We start from the raw sequence: 18,779 nt of genomic DNA, 5'->3' as shown, positions 1-18,779 counted from the left end.
CCGGCCTCCTGCTCTTTGATCATCCCGATAATCTGTGCCTCGGTGAAACGGCTCTTTCGCATTCGTCTGCTCCTTCAGGTTGGGCAGACTCTACATCAGATTGAGGGAACTTCCGGGGGGCAGGTCAGCGCGCATAGGGAATGCCAGCAAAGCGGGATTGATCGCCGAAGGGGATCAATCTTGTCGTGACGGTCAGGGCTTTCGATGTTTGGCGATCCAGGGGCGTAGCCGGTCGAGCAAGTCAGCGGACAGTGAGGTTTTTCGGCGCAACGCATAGCCCAAGGACGCGTCGAGCGGGTTCATGCCGATTTCCTTCATGATACCGCCGATCTTGATTTTGCGCCGGTCCATGATTTCGCGCACATCCGCCTCCTCGCTCGCTGTGAGTTGACCGCGCCCGGGCTGAAGATGGCGGGGCAGGCCTATGTGCGCAGTAGGAGCCACAACGGCACTTACCCCTTCCGACCCCAGATGCGCTACAGGACTCACTGGGCGAGTCGCTGGCGGCAATGAGGGGCTTCCGGCCATCAATCCTACCCCCGGCACAGAGGGCGCTGTAGGCGCGCCTGCGGGAGTCGTGCAGCCGATCATCGCTTTGAAGGCAGCTCGCTCCGCGTCGCTCGCGTCTTTCCACGCATTTTCCAATTTTTGGAGTGGGGTCTTTGATTTGACCAGTCCAGCAACCTTAAACGCTTCGGTGGGATTCTTGAACTTGCCGGCGAGGTAGTCGGTGTAGATCTGCGGGTGCTCGTCTTTCAGGCGTTTCAGGAAGTAGTCGTTATCGCGTTTCGGCTTCATCGTTGTCTTCGAAATATTGTTCACACCGCCCCATAGAATTCTACGAGCGCAGCCACGGCTTGCGCGCTTATGGTATAATTCTACGCGCCAGCATTAGGGCACCGCATGACGGATACACAGCCATGATCAGGTCGCCAAGCGGGATCGCCCAATCGACTGCTGAAGATCGGGCAAATCACCGCCACGCCTGAGACCATGATTTTCACGCGACACATCAGCAGACACCCAGCGACATGACAGCGTGTCCGGGTCGTTTAGCCGTTTAGCACGTTTAGCACATGAGCCGCCGCCTGCACCGGGACCGATGTCCGCGAAGGTGCCATGGCGATTTTGGTCGTATCGAGACCCGCGCGACTTCGGTGTTGACTTTGCAATCTGCATTGCCGGGTAGAATCCTACGGCACAGATCGAAGCTTCAAAGTGGAAAACGTGCCCGCAGGGAAAGGCAGCGAAGCGGGATCGACGGCTGCGGATAATGCACTAGTTTCGGTTTTTGCGCGCGAAAAGCAGGTGCCAGAATTTCGATGCCATAGTGCCGGTTTTCGTTTGGAGGCCCTAACGGCGCTTTAGGGCTTCGGATCAAGGGCAAGATCAAACGAAATCGCGGCTAGGGCCATCGAAACTCCAAGCACCGTCAGTGTTATCACCTTCAAGCTGGATCGAGTGCTTCTGCCTCAGGACGATGCTACTGCGGTGGCGTGCAGGCAATTCCTGTTGCGCAGCGCCAGCCCACGGCCCATTTTAGCGGCAAGTTTCGAGGGTTTCATGAGCAACAACGACATTAAAAGCCTGGGCAGCTTCGTTTGGTCCATCGCGGAACTGCTGCGCGGTGATTTCAAGCAATCAGAATATGGCAAGGTCATCCTGCCCTTCGTGGTGCTCCGCCGCCTCGACTGCATCCTTGAGGGAACCAAGCAAGCCGTGCTCGATATGGCGGCCTCGCTGCCTGCCGATATGGATGACGAGGCGCGCGATACGCTCCTTTCGGGCGTCGTTGGGCAGAATATCCAGCTTTACAACCTGTCGCGCTTCACCTTCGCATCGCTGAAAGGGCAAGATGCCAAGGATATCCACAAGAACCTGATCGACTACGTCACCAAATTCTCAGGCAATGTCCGCGACATCTTCCTCGACAAGTTCCTGTTCACTGATCAGCTCAAGCGCCTCAACGACGCCGGGCTGCTTTACCTCGTCTTTGATCGCTTCACCCAAATCGACCTGCACCCTGACAGCATCTCCAACATCGAAATGGGGTATCTGTTCGAAGACCTGATCCGCCGCTTCTCGGAGATTTCGAACGAAACCGCCGGGGAACACTATACCCCACGCGAGGTGATCCGCCTGATCGTCTCGCTGTTGCTTGTCAACGACCGCGAAGCGCTCACGGGCTCGGGGGTGATCCGGCAAATTTACGACCCTGCAGCGGGCACGGGCGGTATGCTCTCAATCGCTGAGATGGAGATGAAGGCGCTCAACCCGCGCATCCGGGTCGAGTTGTTCGGTCAGGAACTGAACCCCGAATCTTTCGCGATCTGCAAATCCGACATGCTGGTGACCGGGCACAACCCAGAAAACATCGCCTTCGGCAACACGCTTACGCAAGATGCGCACCGGGGCAAACGCTTCCATTACATGCTGTCAAACCCGCCCTATGGGGTGGATTGGAAAAAATACGCTGACGCGATCCGCGCAGAGGCCGAGGATGACGGCACCAGCGGGCGCTTCGGGGCGGGCCTGCCGCGCATCTCGGACGGGCAGCTTTTGTTCTTGCAGCACATGATTTCGAAAATGCGCAATGACGAGCAAGGCTCGCGCATCGGTATTGTCATGAACGGCTCGCCTCTTTTCACCGGTGGGGCCGGGTCTGGTGAAAGCGAAATCCGCCGCTGGATGTTAGAAAAGGATTGGGTCGAGGCGATCATCGCGCTGCCCACCGACCTCTTTTACAACACCGGCATCCAGACCTATGTCTGGCTTCTGACCAACCGCAAAGAGCCCGCCCGGCGCGGTAAGGTGCAACTGATCGACGCGAGTGGCGAGCGGTTTTGGAAGTCGATGCGCAAGTCGCTCGGCTCCAAGCGCCGCGAAATCCCGCCCGAAGCCACTGAAGAGATCGCGCGCATTTATCACGACATGCTCAACGGCAATTCGAATTGGGCCGATGTCTCGAAAATCTTCGACACCACTGATTTTGGCTATCGCGAAATCCGGGTTGAACGCCCGCTAAAGCTTGCCTTCGCGGTAACGCCCGAGGCGCTCGACGCCCTGCGCGCGGCCAAACCCTTTGCCAAGCTTGAGGACGGGGAACAATGCGCCATCCTGCGCGCGCTTGCGTCGCTGCCCGAGGGGCAACGCTGGATGAGCCGCACCGCGTTTGAAAAGGCGCTGAACGGCGCGATGAAGGCGGCGGGCGTCAAGCTGGGTGCGCCGGTGAAAAAGGCAATTCTTACGGCGCTTGGCGCGCGCGATGAAGAGGCCGAAACCTGCACCGATGCGCGTGGTGCGCCCGAGCCCGACACCGAGTTGCGCGATCATGAACTGGTGCCCTTGGGAGAGGACTGGCGCAGCTATGTCGCGCGCGAAGTCACGCCCTTTGTGCCCGATGCTTGGGTTGATGAAAGCTACACCGATGCCAAAGACTGCCGCACCGGGCGGGTGGGCTATGAAATCAACTTCAACCGCTACTTCTACAAATACGTCCCGCCCCGTCCGTTGGCCGAAATCGACGCCGAATTGAAAGCGCTTGAAGCCGAAATCGCCGGGCTGTTGCAGGAGGTGGTGGCATGAATTTTTCATCGCAGCGCCCCGTTTCTTCTTGCTTCATTAGGAACCTCGGCCTATTTCTTCCCTCAACAAGACCCGCCACGCCTCGGGCAAAGCTCACGCTTTGCACTGCGCACCCCGGCGGGTTACTTGTTTTTGGGGGGGCGTGATGCAGTTCACCAAACCCGCGACCTCCATTGATGATCAGATCACGCTCCTACGCAAACGTGGGCTTGTCATCGAGGATGAGGCGCGCGCACGCCACTATCTGACCTATGTTTCCTACTACCGTCTGCGGGCCTACTGGCTGCCATTTGAGACGCAGCGCGGCGATGGGGATCACATGTTCCACGCCGGAACGCGGTTCGAAGATGTTCTGGCGCTCTATATCTTTGATCGGCAATTGCGGCTTTTGGTGATGGACGCGGTCGAGCGGGTCGAGGTCGCCATTCGCGCGACCTGGGCGCATCACATGGCAATGGCCTACGGCGCGCATGGGTATTTGGAGCAACAGCACTATCAAGATGTTGCCCGCCATGCGAAGGCTGTCTCTGAGTTGACGAAGGAATTCGCCCGCTCGCGCGACACCTTTGCAGACCATTACCGCGCGAAATACAGTGCCCCTGCCCTGCCGCCAATCTGGATGGCGGCGGAGCTGATGTCCTTTGGGCTGCTGTCGAAATTCATCAGCGACCTGAAACTGCGCCAAGACCGGAAGGCAATCGCAAAACCCTTTGGCATTGACGAACAGGTGCTAACCTCCTTTGCCCACCACATGAGCCATGTGCGCAACATCTGCGCCCATCACGGCAGGCTGTGGAACCGCCGCTTCACCATCAAGATGAGCGTGCCGAGGTTCCCGGCACGGCTGGCGGTTGCGATGAAGGGGGCGGATGACCGCAACCTGCACAACACGCTGGTGATGCTGGATCACCTGCTGGACGTGGTCGCACCAGAAAGCGGTTGGCGCGGGCGGTTGGTCGATCTGATCACACAGGCCGAGGTGGCGAACCCGGTGGCAATGGGCTTCCCGGCAGACTGGCAGGGGCGCGCGATGTGGAAGGTATTCGCATGACGCCTCGTTTGAAGCACTTGGTGCGACTTCAGTATGGCTCTGCCCTCGCGGCTGAAGCGCGCGAGGAAGGTCTTTGCAAAGTATATGGTTCAAACGGAGAAGTGGGCGTTCATTCTGCAACGAACACAAGTGCGCCGGCGATCATAATCGGCAGAAAAGGATCATTCGGAAAAGTAACCTGGGCATTGGATGGCGGTTTTTGCATAGACACCGCATATTTCGTGGATGAGCGTCACTGCTCTGGAAACCTTCGTTTTGCATACTATGCCTTGCAGCATCTGCGGCTTGACGAACAGTCAAAGGATTCAGCCGTTCCGGGTCTAGATCGCAACGATGCACACAATAGAAGATTAGGAACACCCGACCTCGAGACCCAACGCCAGATCGCCGATTTTCTGGACCGCGAGACCGCAAGGATCGACCTGCTGATCGAGAAAAAGCAGCGCTTGGTGGCGTTGCTGGGGGAGAAATACGAAGCGACCGCGGCTCAACTGAGCACCGGCAAACGATCCCAAGAAGATAAATTCGACAGCGGCATAGACTGGTTGGGGGCAATACCGAATTATTGGCGTATTGAGAAACTTATCTGGCACTTCTACGCATCAAAGGGCAAAGACGCGCAAAAATACACCAAGGAATATTGCGGCGCGAACGAAGGGAATTATCCCGTTTATAGTGGTCAAACTGCCAACGAAGGAGTCATGGGGCGAATAGATTCCTACGACTATGACTTCGGTGAAACCGGCGTTCTGTTTGCAACCAGTGTTGGCGCGAAAGCGATGGACTTACGTCACTTGCAAGGAAAGTTCTCTCTATCGCAAAACTGCATGATCATCATTCCGCGACATCAGATTCCACTGAAGTTTTACCTCTACCAAATGCGCGCCCTGTTTCGTAAGGAGCGGCAACTTATACCAGACCATATGCAAGCATCTTTTAGAGTCGAGGATCTGTATCGGTATCGCATCGCCGTGCCGCCGCTTGATCAAGCGTATGAAATCGGTGCGAAAATCGAAAAGGCGGAAGCAGCGCTGAAGGCGGTCATCGAACCTGCAAACGCTTCCATCGAGCGTCTGAAAGAATACCGCGCCGCCCTGATCACCGCAGCGGTTACCGGGCAGATCGACGTGAAAGCCGCCACCCGCTCCGGCGCAACTGACCGGCGCCTCGATGCGCTGCAAGAGGAGATGGACGCGTGACAAATACGAATCTGCAGAAGTCTGAACTCGTGATTTCGAAAATTTTGGAGTGCTTGCTTGATCGCGGCCTTCAACACGGCACTCGCCTATGTTTTACCGATCTGGATCTGCCATCGGATCATTTGCCAATATACAATGGATGTTGCACATGGTTAATCGAAGAAGGGATTATCAGATGTGAAGGCAAGGCACAGCCAATAGTTGGCCCCTGTGTGCTTCAGAATCCCATGATAACGTCGAAAGGGTTTTCCATTCTTGATCAAACATTCATCGCACAAGAAGGAAAGGTTCGTGTTGGGCATGCGGTGAAAGAGGTCGCGAGCGGGAGTATTAACTATGCGGGCATTGGCGATTTCTTCGGCGGTTTGCTTGGCGGCTTCACAAAGTCGATTGGTAGCTAAATGACTGACACCCTCACCACTGCCGACATTCACCGCGAAAAGGTCTTCGAGGCGCATATCGTCGCGCGGCTGGTGGCGGATCAGGGGTATCTCGAGCGCGATTGCGGGGCGCATTACAGCGTGCCCCATGCGCTCGACCCGGAATTGCTGTTTCGTTTCCTCAAAACCACCCAGCCCGAGCAATGGCAGGTGCTGGAAGACCATTACAGCGCACAGGCCGAGGCAGAGGTGCTCAAGCGGCTCGAAAAGGCGCTGCGCGATGCCCCCACCCATGTGGTGCTGCGCGAGGGGCTGAAGCTGGTGCCGAACATCCGGTTCACACTGTGTTTCTTTAAGCCCGCCTCGAACCTGAACCCAGACCTCACCCGCGCCTATGAGGCGAACATCCTTTCGGTGATGCGGCAGGTGTTCTATTCGGCCAAGAACCGCAATGCGCTGGACCTTGTGACCTTTGTGAATGGCATCCCGGTCGCCACGCTTGAGGTGAAAAACCTGCTGACCGGGCAGAACGTCAAACACGCCGAAACGCAATACCGCAAAGATCGCGCCCCCGCCGGGGAACCGCTGTTGACCTTCAAGCGCGGCGCAATCGTGCATTTCGCGCTCGATCAAGACAATGTCTCGATGACAACGCGGCTAATGAACGGCAAGACGCGGTTTTTGCCCTTCAACCGGGGCCGCGATGGCGGCGCGGGCAACCCCGATGTGCCCGGCGAAAACCGGGTCGCCTACCTTTACAAAGATCTGCCCGAGGGCAAGGCGGTGTTCTCGCGCGAGGTGCTGCTCGATCTCATTGGTCGGTTCATCCATCTGGAGCGCGGCGACGGCAAGGAAGTGCTGATCTTCCCGCGCTTTCAGCAGCTTGATGCGGTGCGCAAGGTGCTTGCGGATGCAACGGCCAAGGGCGCGGGGCTGAATTACCTGATCCAGCACAGTGCGGGCTCGGGCAAATCAAACACGATTGCTTGGACCGCGCATCAAATCATCAACCTGCACGACGCGCACGACAAGCCGCTGTTCGACACCGCGATCATCGTCACCGACCGGCTGGTGCTGGACCGGCAGCTGCAAAACACGATTGGCGGTTTCGCGCAAACCGAAGGCGTGGTGAAGAAGATCGACGGCACCTCGCGCGATCTGAAAGAGGCGATCGTCAACGGCGCGCGGATTATCATCACCACGATCCAGAAGTTCGGCACCGAGCATCTGGCAACAATTTCGGGCCAAGCGGGGCGGAATTTCGCGGTGATCATCGACGAGGCGCATTCCTCGCAATCAGGCAAAGCCGCGCAGGCGATGACCGACGCGCTGACCCGCGACGCGAACAGTTCCGAAGATATTGAGGATTTGGTGCTCGCCTTCCAAAAGGCGCACGGGCCGCAAAAGAACATCTCGTTCCTCGCCTTCACCGCTACGCCGCGCAATGTGACGCTAGAGCGGTTCGGGCGGCTCGGCGTGGATGGCAAGCCACACCCGTTCCACCTTTATTCGATGCGCCAAGCAATCGAGGAAGGGTTCATTCTGGACGTGCTCCAGAACTACATGACCTACAAGGCCTACTATCAGCTCGAAAAGACGATCGAGGATGATCCGGCCTTCAAGGGGCGTCGGGCGAAGTCGCGGGTGGCGCGCTATGCATCGCTGCATCCCACCGCGATTGACCAGAAGGTCGAGGTGATCGTCGAGCACTTCCGGCGGCACGTCGCGCGGGAGTTGGACGGCAAGGCGAAGGCGATGATCGTCACGCAGAGCCGCGAACACGCTTTGCGCTACTGGCAGCGCCTGAACGAATATATCGCGGCCAAGGGTTACACCGACCTCAAGGCCCTCGTTGCGTTTTCGGGCGATCTGACGGTCGAAGGCAATGTCTGGACCGAAGCCACGGCGAATGGCTTTGCGGAAACCGAACTACCGAAGAAGTTCGATACCGATGAATACCAAGTGCTCGTCGTTGCCGAGAAATATCAAACGGGCTTCGATCAGCCCAAGCTTGTCGCGATGTATGTGGACAAGAAGCTAGCGGGGCTCCAAGCGGTGCAGACACTTGCCCGGTTGAACCGCACCCGCGCGGGAAAAAACCGCACCTATGTGCTCGATTTCCAAAACACGATGGAAGAGATCAAAGAAGCCTTTGCCCCCTTCTTTGAAGCGACGGCACTGGAAGAGCGCACCGACCTCAACCAAGTCTACGATCTTGAGCAGCGGATCTCGACTTCGACCTACATCAACAAAGCTGAAGTGGAGCGGTTCGCTGATCAGTTCTTTAAGGGCGATCTGACGGAGCAAGACCGCCTTGTTCTTGAGGGCACCGTGCGGTTGGCCGTGGAGCGATTTGTGCTCGACGAAGATGAGGCACAGCAGGAGGAGTTTCGCCAGCTTTTAAAGAGCTTTCAGCGCTTTTACGCCTTCGTGGCGCAGGTCGTTTCCCTCAACGATGCTTGGCTTGAAAAGCTCTACGCCTACAGTTCGTGGCTTTCGCGGCTGCTGCCTTCGCGCGATGTGCCCGCCGACATCACCATTTCTGATGACATGCTGAACCTCGCGGCGTTCAAGCTGCAAAAAGGTGAAGAGGGCAGCGCCTCGCTGGCGGCGGGCGATGCGACGACCTTGCAGCCGATCACCGAGTTCGGTGCAAACGCCTACACCGAGGAAGAGGAAAAGTCGCTTTCCGAAATCATCAACGCGTTCAACGAGCGCCACGGCACGCAGTTTTCGCGCGAGGATTTCTTGCGCTTTGAGCGGGTGCAGCGCGAAGTCATGAATGACGACATGACCGAAATGATCCGCAATAACCCAGCCGATGTCGTCTACACCGCGTTCTCGCAGGCATTCTTTCAGGGCATGGTGAAGATGTTCCAGCAAGACAACGAAATGCGCAACATCGTGATGACCGACAAGGACGCTCGCGAACAGGCGACGCGCCACTTTTTCAAGCGCGCGCAACGGCAGGCGCGGGAGGCGTAGCAGATATGCCCGCGCGAACGGTGCAAATCTCAAAAGGACTGCCCGCACTGGAGATATAGGAGGCGCGTGATGCCAATTCCTGACTATGAGACCTTCATGCTACCGGTGCTCAAGCTCTTCGCGGCGGGGGCAAAGAACGTGGCGGAATGCGTGCCTCGGCTCAAGGAAGAATACGACATCTCCGATGACGAGGCGGCGGAGCTTCTGCCCAGTGGACGCGTTACCGTGCTGCAAAGCCGCGCCCATTGGGCGCGCACCTATCTGTCGAAAGCTGGATTGCTGGAAAGCCCCAAGCGCAATCTGCACGTCATCACCGACAAGGGCCGCGAGGTATTAGCTTCGAACCCGGACCGCATCGACAACGCATTTCTCGACAGTTTCGAAGGGTTTCGCGAATGGCGCACCCGCGCGACCTCAGAGCCATCGGCATCGCCGGAGTTGCCGCTTGATCATTCTAAAACCCACCAGATCACGTCCCCGATTCCTCGTAGCTTAGAGGCGGGCTTGACGCCCGAAGACGCTATGGCGGCTGCGCACAAGGTGATGAATGCCGCCCTGCGCGACGATTTGCTCGCGCTTATGCAGTCGATGGACCCAATCCGGTTCGAACGGCTGATCCTCGATTTGCTCGCGGCGATGGGCTACGGTGGCGGCGACCTAGGGAACGGTCGTTTGACGCGCGCTACGGGTGACGGTGGGATCGACGGCGTGATCGACGAGGATGCGCTGGGTCTCGATGCGGTCTACATTCAAGCGAAGCGTTACGAGCAGAGCTACAAGGTGGGGCGCCCCGATCTTCAGCGCTTTGTCGGCTCGCTGACAGGCGAAGGCGCGACGAAGGGGGTGTTCGTGACCACCTCCGATTTCTCACGCGATGCAGTGCTTTACGTCGAGAAGGTGCAACACCGCATCCGGCTCATCAACGGTCAGCAGCTCGCGGGTCTGATGATCCAGTATGGTGTCGGCGTGCGTGCCCGGAGCACCTACACGATCAACTCGGTCGATGAGGACTATTTTGCGGAAGGGTGAGGTGAAGCGGCGAGCGAGGGAAGGCGTCAGAGGTGGCAATCTGTGACAAGTGCGGCGGCGAGATTGAGTTTCGCTATGTCGATGGCGTGCTTCGACCGCTTCACATCGGCGGTGGGCTTTGTGACGGCTTGGAACGCGTCACCGAGCCAGTTCCGCGTCACGGCTGGACACACGACTGCTATATTGATCCGAACGCCTACTGCCCGGTGTGCGGGGCGCGGGTGTATTTCTATCAAAGCCGTCACGGTGGACGGGTCTTGTTCGACGATGTCGGCTGGCCGTGGCCTAAGCATGGATGCATAGACGACGATCAGCGCTCGGTCAGGGTCAAGCGTGCCCCGTCAGGTCGGTCGCGCGTGTTTCGCGACAAATCCGGCGCGTTGCTCAAGATCTATGACCTCGACGACATCGAAGATCGGGGGCGCAACTACCTGCTCGTGCTTCGTAACCAGATGACCGGCTACCGGGTGCGTGTCCTCATCGGCAAGTCAAGGCTGAGGCAAGGCAACATTCGTCTTGCCGACTTCCAGGATGCGCCGAGCATCGTTGTTCACGAGTCCGAACAAGGGGCGCGCCACATTCGGCTTGATTTCGTCTGCGTGAGGTTGGGCAAGATCGCACGGGTGAAGTTGCGGATCGCGCGGTAAAGGGGGCGCGTCGAAGCAGCCCTCCTCATGTTATCGAAACACCCCTTTCGCGAACATGACCTCCGTGTCATGTTAAGAAAATCCGATTTTTCGAACATGACGAGAGCCTCATGTTACAGCCGACCTACGCTCTTCCACCGCTGCCGCCTGATGCCGTGATCGAGACGGTTCCGGTGTTGAAAGCGCTCGCGCGCGCATCGCGGGCACTGGCAGATCTTAAGGGGCAGGCGCGAACGATCCCGAACCAAGGCATCCTGATCGACACACTGGCGCTTCAGGAAGCTCGCGCGTCCTCCGAGATCGAAAACATCGTCACGACGCAGGATGAACTCTTTCAGGCGGACATCTTTCCCGAAGACCCGATTTCACCCGCCGCAAAGGAAGTGGCGCTGTATCGCGATGCGCTCCACTTCGGTCATCGGCGCATGCATGAGACCGGTGGACTGATCCCGAATTCGACGCTGATCGACCTCTTTCGTCTGCTTAAAGGGCGCAATGACGGCTTTCGTGTGACACCCGGCACGGCGTTGAAGAACGAAAGCACGGGCGAAATCGTTTTCGTGCCACCGCAGGACGCAAACGAGATTGTCACCTTGATGACCGCCCTTGAGCGGTTCGTGAACGATGACGCGATCTGTGATCTCGATCCGCTCATCAAGATGGCGCTGATCCACCATCAGTTCGAGAGCATCCACCCCTTTCCCGACGGCAATGGACGGATCGGGCGCATCCTGAACGTGCTCTATCTGACCCGCACAGGGCTGCTCGACATCCCGATCCTTTATCTGTCGCGCCACATCACGCGCAACAAATCGGAATACTACCGTCGGCTCCAAGCAGTTCGCGATGACGGTGCCTGGGAAGACTGGGTGATCTTCATGCTCGATGCGGTCGCCGAAACCGCGCTTACGACGCTCCACCTTGTCGAGGGCATCGGTGAGCAGATGCGCAGCGTCAAACATCGGATGCGCACCGATTGGCCGAAGATCTACAGTCAGGATCTGCTGAACAACCTGTTTCGCCACCCTTATACTAGGATCGAGTTTGTGCAGCGCGATCTGGGGGTGACGCGACAGACCGCAGCGCGCTACCTTGATGCTCTCGCGGCACCTGAGGACGGATTTCTCAAAAAGTTCCCTTCTGGGAAGCGCAACTACTACGTCAACACCGATCTCGTCCGGCTGTTTCTCATGGCATCGGGTGAAGATGGGAGGGGGTAGTCGCTCGCGCTCTCAGGCACCGATGAACTTGGCCCAATCGGTCATCATCTGCTTGCGTTTCGCGAGCATGTCGCCGCGCCGGTATGCACGCTCGACGGCTGTGCCAACCTTATGCGCGAGTGCAACTTCGGCCATGTCGCTCGGGTAATCGGTTTTTTCGGCAACCCAATCGCGGAACGTTGAGCGCAGCCCGTGGGGAACAGCAGGCCGCTTCAGCACCGGATCGAACCAGCCAATAGCCCTTCTCTTGTTTTCAGGGCAGTAAACCAACTGGTCACATCCGCGACTCGCAACGCTGGATGATGACCCCTCACGACCGCTTTGCTGACATCGGGCATGAGTTCCTTGAGGTTGTCTTTCCAGCGCGCTGGGTTTTCGCCGCTTCGCAACCCGTTGACCGTCGCCCACGAAAGAACGCTCTCAATCCTTGAACGCACACGGCGCGCCGTCTCATGCTTGTCTTTCCAAATCGGGTCGAGCACTGATTTGACGTCGGCCACGTCTATTTCGACCACAGGCTTCGCGCCAATGATCGGAACGACATAGGTTTCGAGTGTCGCACGCCACTGTGCTCGGTGCTTGGGGTTAGTTAGCGCATCGAGCTTACCGCTGGTAAGAAACTGCTCAATCGCCTCGGCCATGGTTAGGCCACGCTTGCTTTCTGCGGCGATACGCTGCCGTTCTTGCGCGCGCTCCTCGATTGGGTCGATCCCCTCTGCGATCTTCGTGCGCATCGCGCGGGCGGTTTCGCGGGCGTTTGCGAGAGAGATATCAGGGAAGCCACCGAGGCCGATATCGCGTCGCTTGCCCCGCACCATCGCGCGCAAGATCCAAGACTTGCCCGCCCCCGCATTGATGCTAAGGTGTAGGCCCGGCACACCGCCGACGGCATGAAAGCCGGGATTAGACAGCCGCTTCACTTCGATAGCAGAAAGTTCCTTGGCTTTCTTCGGCATTTGTTCCCAACATCCTTACCAACATAAAGTGTGCAATTGGATACGACTCGCTGAAACCGCATACAAGTGCTGACGCGGGATTTTTCTTTCTAATCAATGAGGTTTTGGTGCTCGTGACCGCGCATGAAGCCGCGTGAAAGCGCATTCTGGCGGACTTCGTCTCCGCCACAACCCCTTGAAATTGTTAAACTTTCTCAATCGTGAGATTGCGGTTGTCGGCACTTTGGGGTGCAGCCTCGTTACCAAACGGTAATCCAGAAATGCGGTGAACCCCGCTTCGGCAGCGTCGCTGCAGAATGAGAAGAAGCCCGCCAGATCGGCGGGGCTTTTACTGCTCGGTCACGCCAAGAAAGGCAAAGCGCCCGATCTGCAGAGGTTTTTCATAATCGAGGCACTCACTGCTAATCCTGTAGCGCGTCAAAAATACCCGGCACAAAACGACAAAAATACCCGGCACGCGCTTTAGCGGGCTGAGTTGCGCGAGCTATGCATGCGGCGCATAGCTCAGGCCTTTTCGAGCTTTACAGCTGTGCCGCTGGCGACCAAGAAGAGCATGCTTTTGCCGCCCCCGGAGATCTCAGAATAATCTAGATCGATGGCCACGACGGCCTCTGCGCCGAGGTCGACGGCTTGGGCGCGCAGATCTTCGAGTGCGGCCTCTTTAGCCTCTCGCAAGCCACGCTGCATGGTCTCACTGCGGCCTCCAAATGCATCTCGGAAAGCGGCGGCGATATCGCGGAAGATGTTAATGCCGACGACGTATTCCGAGGTAAGAACGCCGACTCGCTCCGCGACTGGTAGATTGTGCGAGGCTTCGGTGGTCAGGATTATGCGCGCCAAACGCTCATCGATAACTTGCTTGTCTTCAAGCGTCTCAGGGGCGCCCCGCTCAATCGCCTCCAAGCATTTAATGCACTTGCCATCTACAACAGTACCAAAAAAGCCGATTTCCGTTCCGCATCGCGTACAAACTGGCATTTTTACTCCTTACTGGTGTGTCCCCACCAAAGAACTTTGCCGATTATCTTCATCTGATTGACCGCCGATTTGCGTTTGAATTCGGTAGGGAATTCTGGATTGTCGGACAATACCGCGTAGAAATCAGTATCGACCAACTCAATACGTTTCACACGCGCAACGCCGTCCTCGACAAAAGCATAGATTGGTGTGGCTTTGCGCCTAGATGCTTTCGATCTCGACGGCACGTCGGTTTTCGAGGTATCAATGAGGATCATGTCGCCATCGCACAAAGTGGGCGCCATGCTGTCACCGTGCACGCGCGCCACTCGCGCCTTTGATGCTGCAACCCCAAGTTTCTTCAGCCAATCGGTTCGGAAGGCGAGCGTTCCCACGATCTCTTCGCTCCCGTTCACTGACCCTGCGCCGGCAGCAAGTGTTGCCTCGTGGATTGGCACCTTGGCAAAATCATCATCTTCAGGGGGAACAACATCAACCGCTGTGTGGTCACGCGGTGGGCCGAAGTAAAACTCTAGGCCCAAGGCCTCACAGATTCGCGCAGCTTTTTCGAGGTTGGGGACTGCCCGTTTTTCATCATTGCGTATCACACCCCGTATGTAGCCTTGAGGCAAGCCAGCTCTAGCCTCGGCCTGATTCACATTCAGGTCGAGCTCATCAAGTCTGCTTAGGATGACATCGGCGAACGCCATTGATCCCCCGGGAAATGGAGTTGGGATAATGCCCAACTTTTCTTCCGTTGACAATTGGGCAATATCCTACTTATGGTGTTGGGCAATAGCCAAATAATGAGGCAACGATGCAGCCCAAAGACCTAATGACCTTGGCGGATCACCGATACCGCCGAGAAGGCTTGGGGCACACCGCTGCCCGACTGGATTGCAGAACTGGCCCGCCAATGTGACGCGGGCACCCAGCGCAAAGCGGCTGAGCGGCTGGGCTATTCTGCGGGGCTCGTCAGCAATGTCCTGCGCAAAAGCTACACCGGCAACATGGCTGACCGTTCCCCTGATGACCTTCGTCTCCTCGATCTTCGCCCAAGCAAAGAGGTCGCGGATTTCGGGCACGTCATTGATCGACAGGATGAATTGCCCTTTAAGGCCGCGCAACACTTCGGCCAATCGGGCGAAATCATCACGCGAAAACATAGCCTTGCCGTAATCCGCCTCGCAGCCCCAATAGGGTGGATCGAGATAGAACAGCGTCCCCGCGCCATCGTAACGTGGAACGAATTCTGACCAATCCAGGCACTCGATCACCACGCCGGCCAGGCGGGTGTGGAGATCTTCAAGCATGGGTTCCAGCGTCATCAGGTTAAAGCGCCCGGGGCGGTCTTTGGCGACGCCAAAATTGCGGCCGCTGACCTTGCCCCCAAAAGCGGTGCGCTGGAGGTAAAGAAACCGCGCTGCACGTTCGAGGTCCGTCAGTGTTTCGGGATTGGTCTCGACCAAGCGGTTGAACTCAGCGCGCGTGGTGAGCTGGAAGCGCAGCACTTCGAGGAACTGGGGGTAGTGGCGTTGCAGAATCCGGAACAGATTCGACACATCCCGCCCGCGGTCATTGATCACCTCGGCTTTCGGGCGTCGTGTGCGGCGCAAGAATACCCCGCCCATGCCGACAAAAGGCTCGCAATAGGTGGTGCAGTCGGTTGCGTCGATCATCGCACAAAGGCGCTTGGCCAAGTTGCGCTTGCCGCCCAACCAAGGGGCGACCGGAGAGATAGGTTCAATGTTCATGATGGTCCTCTTATGGGGCAGAACATAGCATGAACAAACATTGCGGTCACGAGGAAACGCGAGGAGCAAGAACCTTGCGCGAAACGCCTAAAGAGAGCAATTCGCAGGGACTTCAAAAGCCGCCGTGGTGCTCCATCTGTCCATAAACGTAAGGAGAACGGTATGACCCCCGACCGGATGCTGGAGCAAATCGCCCAAGAGACGCTCGACATCGAGACCCTCGAAACACGTCGTGCAGACGCCCTGGATTTTCACGACGTTTCGGTTTGGGCACTGAAAGCTGCGCTGGAGCGTGCCTTTGAAGCGGGAAAACGCGCAGCCACGGCCCCTTGACCATCCTGCGTGATCTCGCGCAGGATAACCTTGCGGCCCACGGCTGCGTCTCCACACACCGTTGTGGCTGAAATCATGGCGCGCGACTTGCGATTGTCGCACCATGAGCACCCCAAACACCCATATTGCCCTTATGCAAAGCCAGCCTCTGCCCCATCAGGGAGAGGTGCCGGACTGGATCCACCTGATCCCGGCCGGGGCAGAGATAATGACGCAGGATCGGCGCGGGCCCTATCGGCTTGATCCGCAAAGCGTTGTCGCCTCGCTCGGTCAGGGCGCAAAACTTCCCATCGACGAAAACCACGCCATCGACCTTGCGGGACCGCGCGGCGAGCCTTCGCCCGCGCGAGGCTACATCACCGAACTGCAGGCGCGGGCCGATGGCATCTGGGGGCGTGTCGATTGGACCGAGGCAGGCCGGGCACTGATGTCCGACCGGGCCTATCTCGGGATCAGCCCGGCCGTCGTGCATGACGGCACCAAGCGGATCATCGGCATTGCACGGGCTTCACTCACCAACAAACCCAACCTGCGCGGGCTAACCGCGCTCCACCAGGAGACCACCATGTCCTTTGCGGCTGTGGCCAAGGCGCTTGGCCTGTCCGATGACGCGGGTGAGGATCAGATCCTCGGCGCAATCGGCGATCTGAAGACCCCCAGCGCGAATGAAACCGCGCTTCAATCGAGCCTGACCGAGATCGGCGTGGCGCTTGGCGTAAGTTCGGCAAAGCCCGAAGACATTGTCGCCGCGGCGAAAGCTGGCAAGGCACCCTTGCGCGTTCGGGCGATATCTGCGGTGACCGACCGCTTCGGGGAAGCCACACAGCCGCATGAACCCATGCCCGCCAGGCCGGTCAGGGCCGGACACGTTGGTCAGACCCGTCGCCTTCGCAACGGGCGGATAGTGTTGAAAAATTCGGCCAAAATCGCTGTTTTGCCGTGTTTGGCTTTCCGGCAACGCCCAGTCGTTCGGCCTCGCTGGCGGATGAGGCATCACGCCTTGCGCCGATAGAGGCGGTTCGGTTGACATCAGCCAGCAATGAAAAAGGCCCCTTCGAAGGAGGGGCCTTTTGTATCGCATAATTTACATCGATAGCTGAATTCAGCTTTTTGTCTCACACAGCTTACATTATACGACTTAATGTGTGCTGTGTGCGTCATTCGAGCAGTCCGAAGCCGCCCGTCCAGCCGCCGACAATCACAAAAAGCGATAGCAAGCCGCAAACAAACTCAAAGCTGATCATCTCAAGCGACGCGCCGCCGAGCAGAGTTCCAGCGATGAACATGAAAGTCAAAGGTGCGAAGTACACGAAAAGTCCGGCGAACGTAACGGACATAGCAGCGATACCAAGAACGGCCGCCGCGCTCTGCTGCACCTCTCGAAACGAGAAGATGATGGCTGTGCTGCACGCGCAGCAGATGAGCATCAAAACAGACCAGCCCGCATGCTCGATCGGCCCGCCATGCAGCGCTGACCAGTTCGTATACGCGCCGAGCGCGCAAATTGGTGCGGCCAAGCTCGCCGCAAGATATGTGATTTTGATAAGAAATTTCATAGCTTCACCCTTCATCAATGCAGGATTGGTCGGCGTGAGATCGCCGTGAATTCGTCTTTCAATCGCCCGAGCGCACGCAAGCTCATCGCTCCAGACTCGATCAGGACGCAGACCTCTTCGATAACGGCATCATCAGCTCCGACCGGTCTGAGACTTGCAGCTACGACTTTCCGAAGCCCTTCGCCGCGCGGTGCCTCAACCTTGAAGATTTTCATTCTGTCGCGGATCGGAGCCGGAACTCTGTCTAAATTGTTTGCCGTCGCGATCCATGATAACCACGAGAGATCAATAGTGCCTTGCAGGAAGGGGCACACGAAATCACGCGCCATATCGCGCTGAAGAAGCGGCAGGAGCGACTCGACAGGATCTCCGCCGATATTCGACGTCCCCGCCTTGTCGATCTCATCAAGCACGATCAGCGGGTTTGCGTGATCGCTGCCGCAAAGAGTCCGAACCGGGATTCCGGGCGCTGAAGAGCGCCACGCATACTCGATACCGGCGATGTCGAACGCAGCGCTTCGAGCGGACATGTCGATCCGAGCCGTCTTGAGACCGACAATATCGCCGAGCATATGTGCAAGATGAGTTTTTCCGCAGCCCGGAGGGCCAACAAGTAACAGCGGCGGAAAACCGACTTGCCTCCATTTGCCATCAAGATTTAGTAGCTGATTTTCCCACAGCCACTGAATAGGCTCCGACAGCCAAGGGGCGGCGGTGTAGAGCTCGGAGAACACTTCGTCGATCTCGTGACGATCCGTCCAACCCAAAACACGATATTTGATCGACAGACGTTTCCTGATTTCGCTGCGTCCGCGTTCATCTTTATCAAGAATTGATGCGGAAGGCGGAGCGTTGTAGATCGTGATCTTCTTCTGATCGCTTTTTTCCGAAGCTGTGACGGCACAGTTCGATGCAATCTCATCGATTTCGAGGCGCTGCTGTCTCTCGAATGCATCGAGACGACGTTTTCTCAAGTCTCTGAGAATAAAGTCAAGAGACTTGACCTGCCCCCCGGTCGTCCCTCAGTCATAACGAGAGTCCTTGGGGTTGATAGTGGTCGGGTTCAGGTTGGGCAAGCGCGCCGAGCGCGGAGCCCTCAGATTGCTCAAGCGCTCGGCGCGCTTCTG

Annotated in this window: 17 protein-coding genes and 1 pseudogene; 10 read left to right on the top strand and 8 right to left on the bottom strand. The window is 57.7% G+C overall.

Annotated elements, in window-relative coordinates:
• Positions 1–192: 192 nt before the first annotated feature.
• A complete protein-coding gene (locus tag CKO11_RS16680) occupies positions 193–798 on the bottom strand; it encodes a hypothetical protein (RefSeq protein WP_223641332.1) in 606 nt (201 codons plus the stop codon).
• Positions 799–1,563: 765 nt separating this feature from the next.
• Between CKO11_RS16680 and CKO11_RS16675 the strand changes: the two genes are divergently transcribed.
• The 8 genes from CKO11_RS16675 to CKO11_RS16640 all read left to right on the top strand — a co-directional run bounded on the left by CKO11_RS16675 (position 1,564) and on the right by CKO11_RS16640 (position 12,096).
• Positions 1,564–3,585: a class I SAM-dependent DNA methyltransferase gene (locus CKO11_RS16675; RefSeq protein ID WP_223641330.1), complete on the top strand. Its 2,022-nt coding sequence runs from the start codon at positions 1,564–1,566 to the stop codon at positions 3,583–3,585.
• Between the two features lie 145 nt (positions 3,586–3,730).
• On the top strand, positions 3,731–4,636 hold the full coding sequence (locus tag CKO11_RS16670; RefSeq protein ID WP_223641328.1) for an Abi family protein: 906 nt from the start codon (positions 3,731–3,733) through the stop codon (positions 4,634–4,636).
• Complete coding sequence (locus CKO11_RS16665; RefSeq protein WP_223641326.1) at positions 4,633–5,835, top strand: restriction endonuclease subunit S; 1,203 nt, start codon at positions 4,633–4,635, stop codon at positions 5,833–5,835. Before CKO11_RS16670 ends, CKO11_RS16665 begins: the two co-directional genes overlap by 4 nt.
• The gene (locus CKO11_RS16660; protein WP_223641324.1) at positions 5,832–6,236 is read left to right on the top strand and encodes a hypothetical protein; all 405 of its coding nucleotides are present in this window, start codon (positions 5,832–5,834) and stop codon (positions 6,234–6,236) included. The genes CKO11_RS16665 and CKO11_RS16660 overlap by 4 nt, the downstream gene beginning before the upstream one ends.
• Positions 6,237–9,200, top strand: a complete 2,964-nt coding sequence (locus CKO11_RS16655; RefSeq protein ID WP_223641322.1) for a type I restriction endonuclease subunit R — start codon at positions 6,237–6,239, stop codon at positions 9,198–9,200.
• 69 nt (positions 9,201–9,269) lie between these two features.
• A complete protein-coding gene (locus CKO11_RS16650) occupies positions 9,270–10,229 on the top strand; it encodes a restriction endonuclease (RefSeq protein ID WP_223641320.1) in 960 nt (319 codons plus the stop codon).
• A gap of 32 nt (positions 10,230–10,261) precedes the next feature.
• The gene (locus CKO11_RS16645) at positions 10,262–10,876 is read left to right on the top strand and encodes a hypothetical protein (RefSeq protein ID WP_223641318.1); all 615 of its coding nucleotides are present in this window, start codon (positions 10,262–10,264) and stop codon (positions 10,874–10,876) included.
• Between the two features lie 110 nt (positions 10,877–10,986).
• Entirely contained in the window at positions 10,987–12,096 is a 1,110-nt protein-coding gene (locus CKO11_RS16640) for a Fic family protein (protein WP_223641315.1), read from the top strand.
• 12 nt (positions 12,097–12,108) lie between these two features.
• Here the strand turns inward: CKO11_RS16640 and CKO11_RS17595 are convergent, their stop codons facing one another.
• The 5 genes and pseudogenes from CKO11_RS17595 to CKO11_RS16620 form a co-directional block, all read right to left on the bottom strand.
• The gene (locus tag CKO11_RS17595; protein WP_317851826.1) at positions 12,109–12,315 is read right to left on the bottom strand and encodes a hypothetical protein; all 207 of its coding nucleotides are present in this window, start codon (positions 12,313–12,315) and stop codon (positions 12,109–12,111) included.
• Positions 12,309–13,052 carry a tyrosine-type recombinase/integrase gene (locus CKO11_RS16635; RefSeq protein ID WP_317851825.1) on the bottom strand — a complete coding sequence of 248 codons (744 nt, stop codon included), beginning with the start codon at positions 13,050–13,052 and terminating at the stop codon, positions 12,309–12,311. Before CKO11_RS16635 ends, CKO11_RS17595 begins: the two co-directional genes overlap by 7 nt.
• Before the next feature lie 504 nt (positions 13,053–13,556).
• Positions 13,557–14,030 (bottom strand): YbjQ family protein, encoded by a 474-nt coding sequence (locus CKO11_RS16630; protein ID WP_223641313.1) that lies wholly within the window; start codon positions 14,028–14,030, stop codon positions 13,557–13,559.
• A gap of 2 nt (positions 14,031–14,032) precedes the next feature.
• Positions 14,033–14,719, bottom strand: a complete 687-nt coding sequence (locus CKO11_RS16625) for a helix-turn-helix transcriptional regulator (RefSeq protein WP_223641311.1) — start codon at positions 14,717–14,719, stop codon at positions 14,033–14,035.
• A gap of 330 nt (positions 14,720–15,049) precedes the next feature.
• Positions 15,050–15,763: pseudogene (locus tag CKO11_RS16620) on the bottom strand (DNA adenine methylase); the annotation flags it as partial.
• A gap of 162 nt (positions 15,764–15,925) precedes the next feature.
• On the opposite strand from CKO11_RS16620, the gene CKO11_RS16615 reads away from it, so the two are divergent.
• Both CKO11_RS16615 and CKO11_RS16610 read left to right on the top strand, forming a co-directional pair.
• Positions 15,926–16,096 (top strand): DUF6900 domain-containing protein, encoded by a 171-nt coding sequence (locus CKO11_RS16615; RefSeq protein WP_223641309.1) that lies wholly within the window; start codon positions 15,926–15,928, stop codon positions 16,094–16,096.
• A gap of 103 nt (positions 16,097–16,199) precedes the next feature.
• Complete coding sequence (locus CKO11_RS16610; protein WP_317851823.1) at positions 16,200–17,108, top strand: phage protease; 909 nt, start codon at positions 16,200–16,202, stop codon at positions 17,106–17,108.
• A gap of 145 nt (positions 17,109–17,253) precedes the next feature.
• Here the strand turns inward: CKO11_RS16610 and CKO11_RS16605 are convergent, their stop codons facing one another.
• Positions 17,254–17,652: a hypothetical protein gene (locus tag CKO11_RS16605; protein ID WP_223641307.1), complete on the bottom strand. Its 399-nt coding sequence runs from the start codon at positions 17,650–17,652 to the stop codon at positions 17,254–17,256.
• Between the two features lie 14 nt (positions 17,653–17,666).
• Positions 17,667–18,626, bottom strand: a complete 960-nt coding sequence (locus CKO11_RS16600; protein ID WP_223641305.1) for an AAA family ATPase — start codon at positions 18,624–18,626, stop codon at positions 17,667–17,669.
• Between the last annotated feature and the right edge of the window lie 153 nt (positions 18,627–18,779).

Source organism: Rhodobacter sp. TJ_12, assembly GCF_020023995.1.
In the GTDB taxonomy this organism is placed as follows: domain Bacteria; phylum Pseudomonadota; class Alphaproteobacteria; order Rhodobacterales; family Rhodobacteraceae; genus Rhodobacter.
The sequence above is the reverse complement of the archived record's forward strand: the minus strand, read 5'-3'. Positions and strand labels throughout refer to the sequence as shown.

Coding starts and splice junctions, on each gene's coding strand:
- CKO11_RS16680 (WP_223641332.1), bottom strand. CDS start 798: ATGAAGCCGAAACGCGATAACGACTACTTCCTGAAACGCCTGAAAGAC.
- CKO11_RS16675 (WP_223641330.1), top strand. CDS start 1,564: ATGAGCAACAACGACATTAAAAGCCTGGGCAGCTTCGTTTGGTCCATC.
- CKO11_RS16670 (WP_223641328.1), top strand. CDS start 3,731: ATGCAGTTCACCAAACCCGCGACCTCCATTGATGATCAGATCACGCTC.
- CKO11_RS16665 (WP_223641326.1), top strand. CDS start 4,633: ATGACGCCTCGTTTGAAGCACTTGGTGCGACTTCAGTATGGCTCTGCC.
- CKO11_RS16655 (WP_223641322.1), top strand. CDS start 6,237: ATGACTGACACCCTCACCACTGCCGACATTCACCGCGAAAAGGTCTTC.
- CKO11_RS16650 (WP_223641320.1), top strand. CDS start 9,270: ATGCCAATTCCTGACTATGAGACCTTCATGCTACCGGTGCTCAAGCTC.
- CKO11_RS16640 (WP_223641315.1), top strand. CDS start 10,987: ATGTTACAGCCGACCTACGCTCTTCCACCGCTGCCGCCTGATGCCGTG.
- CKO11_RS16635 (WP_317851825.1), bottom strand. CDS start 13,052: ATGCCGAAGAAAGCCAAGGAACTTTCTGCTATCGAAGTGAAGCGGCTG.
- CKO11_RS16630 (WP_223641313.1), bottom strand. CDS start 14,030: ATGCCAGTTTGTACGCGATGCGGAACGGAAATCGGCTTTTTTGGTACT.
- CKO11_RS16625 (WP_223641311.1), bottom strand. CDS start 14,719: ATGGCGTTCGCCGATGTCATCCTAAGCAGACTTGATGAGCTCGACCTG.
- CKO11_RS16615 (WP_223641309.1), top strand. CDS start 15,926: ATGACCCCCGACCGGATGCTGGAGCAAATCGCCCAAGAGACGCTCGAC.
- CKO11_RS16610 (WP_317851823.1), top strand. CDS start 16,200: ATGAGCACCCCAAACACCCATATTGCCCTTATGCAAAGCCAGCCTCTG.
- CKO11_RS16605 (WP_223641307.1), bottom strand. CDS start 17,652: ATGAAATTTCTTATCAAAATCACATATCTTGCGGCGAGCTTGGCCGCA.